The organism is Enterobacter cloacae complex sp. P43RS (assembly GCF_014930585.1).
Classification (GTDB): domain Bacteria; phylum Pseudomonadota; class Gammaproteobacteria; order Enterobacterales; family Enterobacteriaceae; genus Enterobacter; species Enterobacter bugandensis.
The window spans coordinates 61656-75461 of the sequence record NZ_JADBRJ010000011.1 but is presented as its reverse complement, the minus strand read 5'-3'; the positions used below and the strand labels follow the sequence as shown (position 1 = coordinate 75461).

14 protein-coding genes are annotated in these 13806 nt (G+C 56.8%); 7 read left to right on the top strand and 7 right to left on the bottom strand.

Annotated features, from left to right (window positions below):
• From glpK to fpr, 3 genes are all read left to right on the top strand, one after another.
• A complete protein-coding gene (gene glpK / locus IM294_RS18890) occupies window positions 1–1509 on the top strand; it encodes a glycerol kinase GlpK (RefSeq protein ID WP_126818668.1) in 1509 nt (502 codons plus the stop codon).
• 123 nt (window positions 1510–1632) lie between these two features.
• Window positions 1633–2643, top strand: a complete 1011-nt coding sequence (gene glpX / locus IM294_RS18885) for a class II fructose-bisphosphatase (RefSeq protein ID WP_028014845.1) — start codon at window positions 1633–1635, stop codon at window positions 2641–2643.
• Between the two features lie 96 nt (window positions 2644–2739).
• A complete protein-coding gene (gene fpr, locus IM294_RS18880; RefSeq protein WP_047362494.1) occupies window positions 2740–3486 on the top strand; it encodes a ferredoxin--NADP(+) reductase in 747 nt (248 codons plus the stop codon).
• Here the strand turns inward: fpr and IM294_RS18875 are convergent, their stop codons facing one another.
• Window positions 3487–3906 (bottom strand): DUF805 domain-containing protein, encoded by a 420-nt coding sequence (locus IM294_RS18875; RefSeq protein ID WP_028014847.1) that lies wholly within the window; start codon window positions 3904–3906, stop codon window positions 3487–3489.
• A 112-nt stretch (window positions 3907–4018) separates the two neighbouring features.
• On the opposite strand from IM294_RS18875, the gene IM294_RS18870 reads away from it, so the two are divergent.
• Together IM294_RS18870 and tpiA are read left to right on the top strand one after the other, a co-directional pair.
• Entirely contained in the window at window positions 4019–4615 is a 597-nt protein-coding gene (locus IM294_RS18870; protein WP_028014848.1) for a DUF1454 family protein, read from the top strand.
• A gap of 111 nt (window positions 4616–4726) precedes the next feature.
• Window positions 4727–5494 carry a triose-phosphate isomerase gene (gene tpiA, locus IM294_RS18865; RefSeq protein WP_006808674.1) on the top strand — a complete coding sequence of 256 codons (768 nt, stop codon included), beginning with the start codon at window positions 4727–4729 and terminating at the stop codon, window positions 5492–5494.
• 38 nt (window positions 5495–5532) lie between these two features.
• On the opposite strand, the gene IM294_RS18860 is transcribed toward tpiA, so the two are convergent.
• The 6 genes from IM294_RS18860 to cpxP all read right to left on the bottom strand — a co-directional run bounded on the left by IM294_RS18860 (window position 5533) and on the right by cpxP (window position 11576).
• A complete protein-coding gene (locus IM294_RS18860; protein WP_126818669.1) occupies window positions 5533–6837 on the bottom strand; it encodes an SLC13 family permease in 1305 nt (434 codons plus the stop codon).
• 73 nt (window positions 6838–6910) lie between these two features.
• The gene (locus tag IM294_RS18855; protein ID WP_061099596.1) at window positions 6911–7654 is read right to left on the bottom strand and encodes a CDP-diacylglycerol diphosphatase; all 744 of its coding nucleotides are present in this window, start codon (window positions 7652–7654) and stop codon (window positions 6911–6913) included.
• A 107-nt stretch (window positions 7655–7761) separates the two neighbouring features.
• Window positions 7762–8751, bottom strand: a complete 990-nt coding sequence (locus IM294_RS18850) for a sulfate ABC transporter substrate-binding protein (RefSeq protein WP_126818670.1) — start codon at window positions 8749–8751, stop codon at window positions 7762–7764.
• Between the two features lie 134 nt (window positions 8752–8885).
• Window positions 8886–9848: a 6-phosphofructokinase gene (gene pfkA / locus IM294_RS18845; RefSeq protein WP_028014852.1), complete on the bottom strand. Its 963-nt coding sequence runs from the start codon at window positions 9846–9848 to the stop codon at window positions 8886–8888.
• A gap of 174 nt (window positions 9849–10022) precedes the next feature.
• Window positions 10023–10916 carry a CDF family cation-efflux transporter FieF gene (gene fieF / locus IM294_RS18840; protein ID WP_126818671.1) on the bottom strand — a complete coding sequence of 298 codons (894 nt, stop codon included), beginning with the start codon at window positions 10914–10916 and terminating at the stop codon, window positions 10023–10025.
• A gap of 153 nt (window positions 10917–11069) precedes the next feature.
• Complete coding sequence (gene cpxP, locus IM294_RS18835; RefSeq protein ID WP_028014854.1) at window positions 11070–11576, bottom strand: cell-envelope stress modulator CpxP; 507 nt, start codon at window positions 11574–11576, stop codon at window positions 11070–11072.
• A 150-nt stretch (window positions 11577–11726) separates the two neighbouring features.
• Between cpxP and cpxR the strand changes: the two genes are divergently transcribed.
• Together cpxR and cpxA are read left to right on the top strand one after the other, a co-directional pair.
• Window positions 11727–12425: an envelope stress response regulator transcription factor CpxR gene (gene cpxR, locus IM294_RS18830; RefSeq protein WP_006179159.1), complete on the top strand. Its 699-nt coding sequence runs from the start codon at window positions 11727–11729 to the stop codon at window positions 12423–12425.
• Entirely contained in the window at window positions 12422–13795 is a 1374-nt protein-coding gene (cpxA, locus tag IM294_RS18825) for an envelope stress sensor histidine kinase CpxA (protein ID WP_003862003.1), read from the top strand. Before cpxR ends, cpxA begins: the two co-directional genes overlap by 4 nt.
• Window positions 13796–13806 lie beyond the last annotated feature (11 nt).

Sequence of the window (13806 nt, the reverse complement as noted above, 5' to 3'; positions counted from 1 at the left end):
ATGACCGAAAAAAAATATATCGTTGCGCTCGACCAGGGCACTACCAGCTCCCGCGCTGTCGTAATGGATCATGACGCGAATATCGTCAGCGTGTCACAGCGCGAATTTGAACAAATCTATCCTCGTCCAGGCTGGGTAGAACACGACCCGATGGAGATCTGGGCGTCACAAAGCTCCACGCTAGTAGAAGTGCTGGCGAAAGCCGACATCAGTTCCGACGAGATCGCCGCGATTGGTATCACCAACCAGCGTGAAACCACCGTGGTGTGGGAACGCGAAACCGGTAAGCCGATTTACAACGCCATCGTCTGGCAGTGCCGCCGTACGTCAGAGATCTGCGAACAGCTTAAGCGTGACGGGATGGAAGAGTACGTGCGTAGCGCCACCGGCCTGGTGGTTGACCCGTACTTCTCCGGCACCAAAGTGAAGTGGATCCTCGACCACGTGGAAGGTTCACGCGAGCGTGCAAAACGCGGCGAGCTGCTGTTCGGTACCGTCGATACCTGGCTTATCTGGAAGATGACTCAGGGACGTGTCCACGTTACTGACTACACTAACGCCTCGCGCACCATGCTGTTCAACATCAACACCCTGGAGTGGGATGACAAGATGCTGGACGCGCTGGATATTCCGCGCGCGATGCTGCCTGAAGTGCGTAAGTCGTCTGAAGTCTACGGCCAGACCAACATCGGCGGTAAAGGCGGCACCCGTATTCCTATCGCCGGAATCGCCGGTGACCAGCAGGCGGCGCTGTTCGGCCAGCTGTGCGTCAAGGAAGGGATGGCGAAGAACACCTACGGCACCGGCTGCTTTATGCTGATGAACACCGGCGAGAAAGCGGTGAAATCAGAAAACGGCCTGCTGACTACCATCGCCTGCGGCCCGCGCGGCGAGGTGAACTATGCCCTGGAAGGTGCGGTGTTTATGGCGGGCGCATCTATTCAGTGGCTGCGCGACGAGATGAAGCTGATCAGCGATGCGTTTGACTCCGAGTACTTCGCCACCAAAGTGAAAGACACCAACGGCGTGTACGTGGTGCCAGCGTTCACCGGTCTGGGCGCACCGTACTGGGACCCTTATGCCCGCGGCGCAATTTTCGGCCTGACGCGCGGTGTGAACTCAAACCACATCATTCGTGCGACCCTGGAATCCATCGCCTACCAGACGCGTGACGTGCTGGAAGCGATGCAGGCAGACTCCGGCATTCGTTTGCACGCCCTGCGCGTGGACGGCGGCGCGGTGGCCAACAACTTCCTGATGCAGTTCCAGTCCGACATTCTGGGCACCCGCGTTGAGCGCCCTGAAGTACGTGAAGTGACGGCACTGGGCGCGGCGTATCTTGCGGGTCTCGCGGTAGGCTTCTGGCAGAACCTGGACGAGTTGCAGGAGAAAGCGGTCATCGAACGCGAATTCCGCCCTGGCATCGAAACCACCGAGCGCAACTACCGCTACAGCGGCTGGAAGAAAGCGGTGAAACGTGCCCTGACGTGGGAAGAGCACGAAGAGTAAGCCTATATTCCCTCTCCCCTGAGGAGAGGGTTAGGGTGAGGGGCTCCAAACGTACCGGTCCCCTCACCCCTCCCCACTCTGTGATAAACTTCGTGCAATTCCTTTTGATTGTACGAGTCCCTCATGAAACGTGAACTTGCTATCGAGTTTTCCCGCGTCACCGAAGCAGCCGCCCTTGCAGGCTATAAATGGCTGGGTCGTGGCGACAAAAATACCGCAGACGGCGCGGCCGTCCACGCCATGCGCATTGTGCTTAACCAGGTCAACATCGACGGCACTATTGTCATCGGTGAAGGCGAGATCGACGAAGCGCCGATGCTCTACATCGGTGAAAAGGTCGGGACCGGCAAAGGCGATGCGGTGGATATCGCGGTGGACCCGATCGAAGGCACGCGCATGACGGCGATGGGCCAGGCCAACGCCCTGGCGGTGCTGGCCGTGGGCGATAAAGGCTGCTTCCTCAACGCGCCAGACATGTACATGGAAAAGCTGATTGTCGGCCCTGGTGCGAAAGGCGCAATCGATCTCAGCCTGCCGCTGGACGCCAACCTGCGCAATATCGCGGCGGCGCTGGCTAAACCGCTCAACGAACTCACCGTGACCATTCTGGCCAAACCGCGCCACGACGCCACCATCTCTTATCTGCAGGCACTCGGCGTGCGCGTGTTTGCCATTCCGGATGGCGACGTTGCCGCGTCTATTCTGACCTGCATGCCGGACAGCGAAGTCGACGTGCTTTACGGCATCGGCGGCGCGCCGGAAGGCGTGGTCTCTGCGGCGGTGATCCGCGCGCTGGACGGCGATATGCAGGCGCGTCTTCTGCCGCGCCATGAGGTGAAAGGCGACAGCGACGAAAACCGTCGTATCGGTGAGGACGAGCTGGCGCGCTGCGCAGCGATGGGCATCGAAGCCAATAAAGTACTGGCGCTGAACGACATGGCGCGCAGCGATAACGTCGTCTTCTCTGCAACCGGCATCACCAAAGGCGATCTGCTGGACGGCATCACCCGCAAGGGCAACATGGCAACCACCGAAACGCTGCTGATCCGCGGTAAATCGCGCACCATCCGACGCATTCAGTCCATTCACTATCTCGACCGTAAAGACCCGGACGTGCAGACCCACATTCTGTAAAACCGTTTGATCGATAGAGCTTTCCGGCCCGAAGGGGCTGGAAATGTTTCCCACAAGTACGGAAGATAGAACAGAGAAACAGCACAGGAGAAGATCATGGCGGACTGGGTAACAGGTAAAGTCACAAAGATAGAATTCTGGACCGATGCGCTATTTAGTCTCACCCTGCATGCTCCCGTTCACCCGTTTAAGGCCGGGCAATTTGCCAAGCTGGGTCTGGATGTCGACGGCGAGCGCGTGCAGCGCGCCTACTCTTACGTTAACGCGCCGGATAACCCGGATCTCGAGTTCTATCTCGTCACCGTTCCTGACGGTAAGCTCAGCCCGCGCCTTGCCGCCCTTAAGCCCGGCGACGATGTGCAGATTGTGAGCGAAGCGGCAGGCTTCTTTGTGCTCGAAGAGATCCCTGACTGTGACACGCTCTGGATGCTGGCAACCGGCACGGCCATCGGTCCGTATCTCTCTATCTTGCAGTACGGTAAGGATCTGGAGCGCTTCAAAAACATCGTGCTGGTGCACGCCGCGCGCTATGCCGCAGATTTAAGCTATCTCCCGCAGATGCAGGCGCTGGAACAGCAGTACGGCGGAAAGTTAAAGATTCAGACGGTAGTCAGCCGCGAAACCGTAGCAGGAGCGCTTACCGGTCGCGTACCGGCGTTAATTGAGAGCGGCGCACTGGAAGACGCGGTGGGTTTACCGATGACGGCCGAAACCAGCCACGTCATGCTGTGCGGTAACCCGCAGATGGTCCGGGACACGCAGCAGCTTCTGAAGGATACCCGGCAGATGACGAAACATCTTCGCCGCCGGCCGGGCCATATGACCGCCGAACACTACTGGTGATCAGCGGTATTTCACCTCGACGGTATCTTTACCGTATTTATTTTCGCTCTGGGTGCCGATAAACGCGCCCAGATCGACAATCATCATCACGAAGATGACCGACGGCAGCAGCCTGCCCACGACCCACGGCAGGATGGAAGGCAGCATCGCCCAGTTCCCTGCCACCAGCATCCACGCCAGTATGATCAAAAATGCCCACGCGCCGGAGCGGCCGCGATCGTGCAGGCGTTTCACCACGACGGCCGCCGTCGGCCATAGCAGGCAGACCAGTGCAAATGCCGCCGTTTGCGTGCTCAGCCAGGCGTTATAAGCTACGAAAAAAAGAAGCAGCATGGCGACGACCCACGTCACCATCCAGACCCAGAAATCACGGCGTCCAATACGCCCTTTGAATGAAAACAGCCACTGCTGTATGGTCATGTAAGGTTCCTTATTATCGTTTAGCCCGCATTTTACCCTGGAGTTGTGACCTTTTGACAAGCCGACCAGATATCGTTTTAATCATGAGCACTTACGGCCAGGTGCAATGTTGATGAAAAATTCGGCACATTCTCTTTTCCTGTGTTTAGCGATGCTCGGCGCGGGTTTTCCGCTGCATGCCGCCAACACCGCGGCCCCCACCACTGCGCCGTATTTGCTGGCGGGCGCACCGTCTTTCGATCAGTCCATCAGCCAGTTTCGCGAAGCTTTCAATCAGGCCAACCCAGGGCTGCCGCTGGATGAGTTTCGCGCCATTGATAGCTCGCGCGATACCCCTACACTGACCCGTGCAGCGAGCAAGATTAACGAGAATTTGTATGCTTCCACGGCGCTGGAGCGCGGTACGTTAAAAATCAAAAGCATGCAAATCACCTGGCTGCCGATTCAGGGGCCAGAGCAGAAAGCGGCTAAATCGAAGGCGCTTGATTACATGAGCGCGGTGCTGCAGGCGTTTACGCCTGCGCTGACGAAAAAGCAGAGCCAGCAAAAGCTGCAAAAGCTGCTGACCGCCGGTAAAAATAAGCGGTACTACGCCACAACCGAAGGCGCGATTCGCTATGTAGTGGCGGATAACGGCGAAAAAGGACTGACCTTCGCCGTTGAACCGATTAAGCTGGCGCTATCTGACACCCTTGGCGGGGCCAATTAATGACAAAAAGCAAAGCCTTTCGAGGGAAAATCTCTATACTGATTCACAGACCATGCTGCCCGACAGGGCGGCCATATTCCTTAATTCGCTTATTTAGCGTGGAGAATTGAAATGCGACATCCTTTAGTGATGGGTAACTGGAAACTGAACGGCAGCCGCCACATGGTAAACGAACTGGTTGCAAACCTGCGTAAAGAGCTGGCTGGCGTGACCGGCTGCGCGGTTGCTATCGCTCCGCCGGATATGTACCTGGATCTGGCTAAACGTGCCGCTGACGGCAGCCACATCGTGCTGGGCGCGCAGAACGTTGACGTTAACCTGTCTGGCGCGTTCACCGGTGAAACTTCCGCTGAAATGCTGAAAGATATCGGCGCGAAATACATCATCATCGGCCATTCCGAGCGTCGCACTTACCACAAAGAATCTGACGAGTTCATCGCGAAGAAATTTGCCGTGCTGAAAGAGCAGGGTCTGATCCCGGTTCTGTGCATCGGTGAAACCGAAGCGGAAAACGAAGCGGGCAAAACCGAAGAAGTGTGTGCACGTCAGATCGATGCCGTGCTGAAAACGCAGGGCGCGGCAGCGTTCGAAGGCGCGGTTATCGCTTACGAGCCAGTCTGGGCGATCGGTACCGGCAAATCTGCTACCCCTGCGCAGGCTCAGGCAGTTCACAAATTCATCCGTGACCACATTGCTAAAGCCGACGCGAAAGTGGCTGAGCAAGTGATCATCCAGTACGGCGGCTCCGTAAACGCCTCCAACGCTGCTGAGCTGTTCACCCAGCCAGATATCGATGGCGCGCTGGTTGGCGGTGCATCCCTGAAAGCGGACGCTTTCGCGGTGATCGTTAAAGCGGCAGAAGCGGCTAAACAGGCGTAATGGCCTTTGTGGCGGGTGGCGCTTGCGCTTACCCGCCGCTACAAACGCCCTAACACGCTAAACCACAGATAATCCAGCGGCAGCAGCACCAGATACGTCGCAATCGCCAGCGCCAGGCAGAGCACCATCCCCGCCCTTGCAGGCACCTTTCCTAGCCCCATCGCCACCACAATCGGCGACGCCTGATACGGCAGCAGCGGCGTGGAATAGCCCAGTACCTGAATCATGATTACCGACAGCAGCGGGAAACCGGTCGCGTCCGAGAAGCTCTGCGCCAGCGTGGTGTACAGCGCCGGAACGCCGTTGGCAGTCATAATGAAGTTGAGTGCCGTAGTAATTCCGATTAGCGCCAGGAAGCTGGTGAACGGTTTGTCCGCATCCAGCGGCATTATGCGCAGCAGCGCCTCGCCTACGGCCGCTCCGATACCCGTTTGCGTCACGACGATCGCCAGCCCGAGAATACCCGCAACGTAAATGCAGGTGCGCATATTTACCCCCGCCGAGAACTCCTCGCCGGTGATAAAACCAATGCGCGGCAGCATAACGATAATCGAGGCCGCCAGCCCCGTCCACGCAGGCCCCACGCCGTGCCAGCTCTCCGTCACCCACATCATCAGTACCACCACCAGCAGCCAGGCGAGTCGTTTTTCGTCACGCCCCATCGGTTCAGACAGCGTGAAATCCTTCGCCGGTTTCGGGCTGCCAGGGAACAGCCAGCAGATGAGGCCAATCAGAATCAGGCCTTTGAGAATACCGAGCACCGGCGTGTGCAGCAGCAGATACGGGACATAGTTCAGGTGAATGCCGTACGAGCCTTCCGCCGCGCCGCTCATGACCAGGTTAGGCACGTTGGCGGGCAGAATGGTGGCCGAGAGCTGGAAGGTACCGAAGCCGACTGCCAGCGCAAGGCCGAACCAGGCGCGGGAGCCGTCGGCAATACCGGCGCGTTTCGCCATCGCCGCGACAATGGGCATCAGCAGCGCAATACGCCCCATGTTTGACGGCATCACAAACGCCAGCGCGTAGCTGAGCAATACCACGCTCGCCACCATCAGCATCCAGGAGTCAGTGAGCTTTGCCGACAGCGCCCGGGCGGCCCTGTCCGCCAGGCCGGTTTTACGGATCGCCACGCCGAGCACAAAGCCGCTGAAGACCAGCCAGAAAGCCGACGAGGCAAAACCGCCAAAAATCACCTCCGGCGGGGCGATTCTGGCGGTCATCGCCGCCGTGAAAAACAGCAGCGCGGTGATAAATTCCGGCAACAGCGACGTCGCCCACAGCACGATGGTGACGCCGACGATCAGCGAGGGCAGCAGCAGAGGATGCGTTAACCAGAGCGACATACCTGTCTCCTGTAGATTTTTTCAGCAAGTCTACGGTGACAGGCAGCCTGAGTAAACGCGATTTATGGTGGGGTTATTTCAGGATAGTGCATTGATGATCCTGCAATTCCTCTGCTGACGCGCGGTTAAGCGTGAGCAGGTTACGCTCGGTCGCCAGCAAAACAAACGAACCATCCGACTGCTGCGCCATCGCCAGCGCGAAGCGTCCCATATGGTCGCGCGCCTCCGGCAGCTCTTCCGCCAGCATCATAAACGGGCTGCGCTGGACCAGTTCATTCTCTGTCACCCGGCGTGCGAGGTACTCATGCCCTTCCAGCCCACCCGGGAACGGTAGCCACTGGGTGCTGATGTCTCCCTGCGCCGCGTTGAGCTTCTCGCGCACGTCCGGGCGCAGGCAGGAGATATGGATATGGAAATGGTTTTGCGTGCGTCCGGTCGGTGAGTTAATCGTCAGCGAAATAGCGCTGTCCGGCACTTCAGAGCCACGCTTCAGGGTCATAAAGCTGCGCGACTGCCACGCCAGCCAGAAGAAGTTTGGCGTATGAGGCTCGGTCAGGAGCGGGCTTTCGGTGCCGTTGATGCGGTACGTTGGCATCAGCAGATACTGCAGCGGCCCGTTGCGGTCTTTGAATACCACATAGCCCGCGTCAGGCTTCACCTGCGCGCAGGGTGCCGGGTTACGGTGCTGCAGCTGATTAGGCAGACACTGGTCGAGGACGATATGGCGCAACGCATTCGGATTACCCGCTTTTATCCAGTACACGCCGCCTGCGGCAAGGGCGATGACAATCAGGATCAGTAAGATAATTTTTTTCACAACGCGTTCCCTGTTTTCAATAGAGGCAAAAGAGTAACGCAAAATGATGACCAAATAAAAAACCCGGTGGATTTCTCACACCGGGTCGCCGTGTCGTTTGCTAACCGTTAACGCTGGCTAATCTGGTCGAAGGTGCCGCCATTAGAGAAGTGTTCTTTCTGCGCTTTCGTCCAGCCGCCGAACACATCATCAATGGTGAAGAGCTTCAGTTTCGGGAATTCGCTGTCGTATTTCTTCGCGACAGCCGCATCACGTGGACGATAGAAGTTCTTCGCCGCGATTTCCTGGCCTTCCGGCGAGTAGAGATATTTCAGGTAGGCTTCCGCCACCGCTTTGGTGCCTTTCTTATCAACGACCTTATCGACCACGGAAACGGTCGGCTCGGCGAGGATGGATTCGCTCGGAGTCACGATCTCAAACTTGTCTTTACCCAGTTCGTGGGTCGCCAGCAGGGCTTCGTTTTCCCAGGCAATAAGCACGTCGCCAATTCCGCGCTCGACGAAGGTGTTAGTGGCACCGCGCGCGCCGGAGTCCAGCACTTCAACGTTTTTGTACAGGGATTTGACGAACTCCTGTGCTTTAGCCTGGTCACCGTTGTTGTGGTGCAGCGCGTAGCCCCAGGCCGCCAGGTAGTTCCAGCGTGCCCCGCCGGAGCTTTTCGGGTTCGGGGTAATCACAGAAACGCCCGGTTTGATCAGGTCGTTCCAGTCCTTAATCTGTTTCGGGTTGCCTTTACGCACCAGGAAGACGATGGTCGAGGTGTATGGCGCGGAGTTGTCCGGCAGGCGTTTGATCCAGTTTTTGTCGATACGGCCACGCTCGGCGATAGCGTCGACATCATAGGCCAGCGCCAGGGTAACTACGTCGGCTTCAATACCGTTAATCACCGATGTCGCCTGCTTACCAGAGCCACCGTGCGACTGGCGAACCACCACGTTATCGCCGGTTTCCTGCTTCCAGTGCGCCGCGAAGGCTTTGTTGTATTGATCGTACAGCTCACGCGTCGGGTCGTACGACACGTTGAGAAGTTGAATGTCCTTTGCCAGCACGCCGGTCGATGCCAGCAATAATGTTAACCCCACGCCCCATTTATTCATCGCCCAGCTCTCTTGTGTAGTGTTTTGATGAATGCAGCGTGCCAGAAAGCGAATCGATGATTAAAGAATAAAAAAAGATTGGCTATAACGTGGAGGAATAAAAGCCCTCTTCAGAAAGAAGAGGGCTCGAAGGATCAGTACAGTTTTTTCGCGCAGTCCAGCCAGTCACCTTTGAACGGACGCTTCATGTTTTCAATCGCGTCGATGATGTCATGGTGAACCAGCTGTTCGTTCTGAATACCGACGCAGCGGCCACCGTGGCCCTGCAGCAGCAGCTCGATAGCGTACGCGCCCATACGGGACGCCAGAATACGGTCGTACGGGCCAGGGGAACCGCCGCGCTGGATGTGGCCCAGAACGGTCGCGCGGGTTTCGCGTTTGGTTTCGGTTTCGATGTACTTCGCCAGCTCGTCAACGTCACAGATGTGCTCGGTGATAGCCACAATCGCGTGTTTCTTACCTTTCGCGATACCGGCTTTGATCTCAGCAACCAGATCTTCGCGGCTGAATTCCACTTCAGGAACCACCACAAACTCACAACCACCGGCGATAGCCGCTGCCAGGGTCAGGTCACCGCAGTAACGGCCCATCACTTCAACGATAGAGATACGCTGGTGAGAAGAAGAGGTGTCACGCAGGCGGTCAATGGCTTCCACAACGGTGCCCAGCGCGGTGAAGTAACCGATGGTGTAGTCAGTGCCTTTGATGTCGTTGTCGATGGTGCCCGGCAGGCCGATGCACGGGAAGCCCATTTCGGTCAGACGTTTTGCACCCATGTACGAGCCGTCACCACCGATAACGACCAGCGCGTCCAGACCACGCTTTTTCATGTTCTCGATAGCCACTTCACGGATGTGTTCGTCACGGAATTCCGGAAAGCGCGCAGACCCAAGGAAGGTACCGCCACGGTTGATCATGTCAGACACGCTGTAGCGGTCGAGCTGAACCATACGGTCTTCATACAGACCCAGGTAACCATCATAGATACCAAAAACTTCCAGACCTTCCGTCAGCGCTGCACGGACAACCCCACGAATTGCCGCGTTCATGCCCGGCGCATCACCGCCGCTTGTCAACACACCGATTTTCTTAATCATGACTACCTCTGAACTTAGGAATGCAAAATTGAAATCTGTTGCCGGAAGAAACTTATCGACCAACGAATACTGCAAATAGTATATCAATCCCTTCTGGCTGAATTGATTCAGGTCAGACCAAATGGCGGTAATTTATACACAAAATGCTGGCCTGGCTCACTTTTTTACAACGAATTACGAAAGCCCAACATGTCCGGGTACAACCGAGCAGGGATCCTGGTGAATGATGACGTCTGAACCAGGAAAACGCTGCAAAATCGCCTGCTCGACCTGCTCAGCAATAACGTGAGCCTGTACCAGTGGCAGGTTGTCTTCCATTTCAATATGAATCTGAATAAAGCGGGTCGGCCCTGACTGCCGCGTTCGAAGATCGTGTGCACCGCTGACGCCGGGCCAGGAGGTCACGATAGAAAAAATTTCGTTACGTTCTGAGTCCGGAAGAGCGCGATCGAGCAGTGATTGCACCGCGTCATACCCCATCCGCAGGGCGCTATATAAAATATAGATACCAATCCCTAACGCAAACAACGCATCGGCCCGATGCCAGCCATACCAGGCCAGACCGAGCGCAATAAGAATAGCCCCATTCATCATAACATCAGATTGATAATGAAGCATATCCGCCCGTACGGCCTGACTTTGCGTTTTGCGAACGACCCAGCGCTGGAAGGTTACCAGAACAAGTGTGCTTATAAGTGCAATTACCGTGACGATCACGCCGACACCGGGATTGTTCATCGGTGAAGGCGAAACCAGATGCTGAATACCGGTCAAAAACAGGAACAGTGCAGAGCCAGAAATGAACATACTTTGCGCCAGCGCCGCGAGCGATTCCGCCTTGCCGTGCCCAAACGTGTGCTCTTCATCCGCCGGCTGCAGCGAGTAGCGTACCACCAGGAGGTTGGTCAGCGAGGCGGCGATATCGACCAGTGAATCCACCAGCGCCGCCAGAATACTGACCGAGCCGGTATACCACCAGGCAAAGATTTTGATCAGCAGCAGGCCAGAGGCCATGACGGTCGCCGCAATGGCAGCCCGGCTTACCAGCCTTCCATAGGATTGATTCATAAACGCTCCTGTCATGTCATGCCGCTAGTATAACGGAAGCATGGCGAGGTAAAGGATGAATAAACGGTTAACAAATCAGAATGCGGGGCAAAAAAAACCCCCACATCATGTGGGGGAAGACAGGGATGGTGTCTATGGCAAGGAAAACAGGGTTTACTGGTTACTACGGGTACTGCTATTGCTACTGAAAAACGTCGCTTCTGAGCTTCGCTGCATCCGTGCAACCTCACGCAGCTGGTCCATACGCTGCTGATGTTTGGCATTCAAAACCGCTTGCTGCTCGGGCGTTAGCAGGTGGAACATCTGGTTGCGGACCTTCGCCATTTCTACCTGGCGGGCAACCTGTTCCTGTGCCATTTTTTCGGCCTGAGCGCGCACAGCGCTTTCGTCAAAATTTTCTGCGGTGACAAGGCGATGCATTGTCTCCATTTCGCTAACATTAACAGGGGGCTGGTCGTGTCGTGCCCTCTGCATCAGATCTCGCATCTGTTGACGCTGATGTTCGGTTAAACTTATGCCGTCAAACATATGGCTTTGGCTGCTGTGCTGCGTTGCGCCCTCTTGCGAGGAACCGTTATCGCCGATGATAGCTACAGCAGCCTGGCTAAACGCACTGAACGCCAGCGTTGAGGCCATGACGGCAGCGGTAACTTTGCGCATCACTTGCTCCCAAAATCTTTCGTGTCGCGATTCAACGAGAGACAGTCTACGATTCAGGCTGCAAACATGCGTCAGGGGGTGTAAAACAACGTAAAGTCATGGATTAGATAGCCTTGATGTCGTAATTTCTGCCTCGGAGGTATTTAAACAATGAATAAAATCCTGTTAGTTGACGATGACCGAGAGCTCACATCCCTTTTAAAGGAGTTGCTCGACATGGAAGGTTTCAACGTCCTGGTTGCCCATGATGGCGAGCAGGCGCTGAGTCTCCTTGACGACAGCATCGATCTACTTTTGCTCGACGTAATGATGCCAAAGAAAAACGGTATTGATACGCTGAAAGAGCTTCGCCAGACACACCAGACCCCCGTTATCATGCTGACCGCCCGCGGCAGCGAGCTTGACCGCGTTCTCGGCCTTGAGCTGGGTGCGGATGACTATTTACCGAAGCCGTTCAACGACCGTGAACTGGTGGCCCGTATTCGCGCGATCCTGCGTCGTTCCCACTGGAGCGAGCAGCAGCAGAATACCGACAACAGCTCGCCAACGCTGGAAGTGGACTCCCTGAGCCTGAACCCGGGCCGTCAGGAAGCAAGCTTCGACGGCCAGACGCTGGAGCTTACTGGCACCGAGTTCACACTGCTGTATCTACTGGCGCAACATCTTGGCCAGGTGGTATCGCGTGAACATTTAAGCCAGGAAGTGCTGGGCAAACGCCTCACGCCGTTTGACCGCGCCATCGACATGCACATCTCTAACCTGCGCCGCAAGCTGCCGGAGCGTAAAGACGGTCACCCATGGTTTAAAACCCTGCGTGGTCGCGGTTATCTGATGGTTTCTGCTTCATGATAGGTAGCTTAACCGCCCGCATCTTCGCCATCTTCTGGCTGACGCTGGCACTGGTTTTAATGCTCGTTTTGATGTTGCCAAAACTCGACTCACGCCAGATGACGGAGCTTCTCGACAGCGAGCAACGTCAGGGCGTGATGATCGAGCAGCACGTGGAAGCGGAGCTGGCAAACGATCCGCCGAACGATTTAATGTGGTGGCGCAGGCTGTTTCGCGCTATCGACAAGTGGGCGCCGCCAGGACAACGTCTTTTGCTGGTTACCAGCGAAGGCCGCGTGATTGGCGCCGATCGCAATGAAATGCAGATCATCCGCAACTTTATTGGCCAGGCGGATAACGCCGATCACCCACAGAAAAAGAAATATGGTCGGGTAGAGATGGTCGGCCCTTTCTCGGTACGGGATGGGGAAGATAACTACCAGCTCTACCTGATTCGCCCTGCGAGCAGCTCCCAGTCCGACTTCATCAACCTGCTGTTTGACCGTCCGCTTCTGCTGCTGATCGTCACGATGCTGGTCAGTTCCCCGCTGCTGTTATGGCTGGCGTGGAGCCTGGCGAAACCGGCGCGTAAGCTGAAAAATGCGGCGGACGAAGTGGCACAAGGCAATCTCAGACAGCATCCGGAGCTGGAGTCCGGGCCGCAGGAGTTCCTGGCCGCCGGGACCAGTTTTAACCAGATGGTGAGCGCGCTTGATCGGATGATGACGGCCCAGCAACGCCTGCTGTCGGACATCTCACACGAACTGCGTACGCCGCTCACGCGCTTACAGCTGGGCACCGCCCTGCTGCGTCGCCGCAGCGGGGAAAGCAAAGAGCTGGAGCGTATTGAAACGGAAGCGCACCGTCTGGACAGCATGATTAACGATCTGCTGGTGATGTCGCGCAACCAGCAGAAAAACGCGCTGGTGAGCGAAACGGTGAAAGCCAATCACCTGTGGCACGAGGTGCTGGACAACGCGGCGTTCGAAGCGGAGCAGATGGGTAAATCGTTCACCGTCAACTTCCCGCCGGGCCCGTGGCCGCTGTACGGTAACCCCAACGCGCTGGAAAGCGCGCTGGAGAATATCGTGCGTAACGCCCTGCGCTACTCGCACACGAAGATTGAAGTGGCGTTCTCTGTGGATAAAGACGGGATCACCGTCATTGTCGATGACGATGGTCCAGGCGTCAGCCCGGAAGATCGCGAGCAGATTTTCCGTCCGTTCTACCGCACCGACGAAGCGCGAGACCGCGAGTCCGGCGGCACGGGGCTGGGGCTGGCGATTGTAGAAACCGCCATGCAGCAGCACCGCGGCTGGGTGAAAGCCGACGACAGCCCGCTGGGCGGGCTGCGGTTAACGCTGTGGCTACCGCTGTATAAGCGTTCGTAACGGTATGTGCC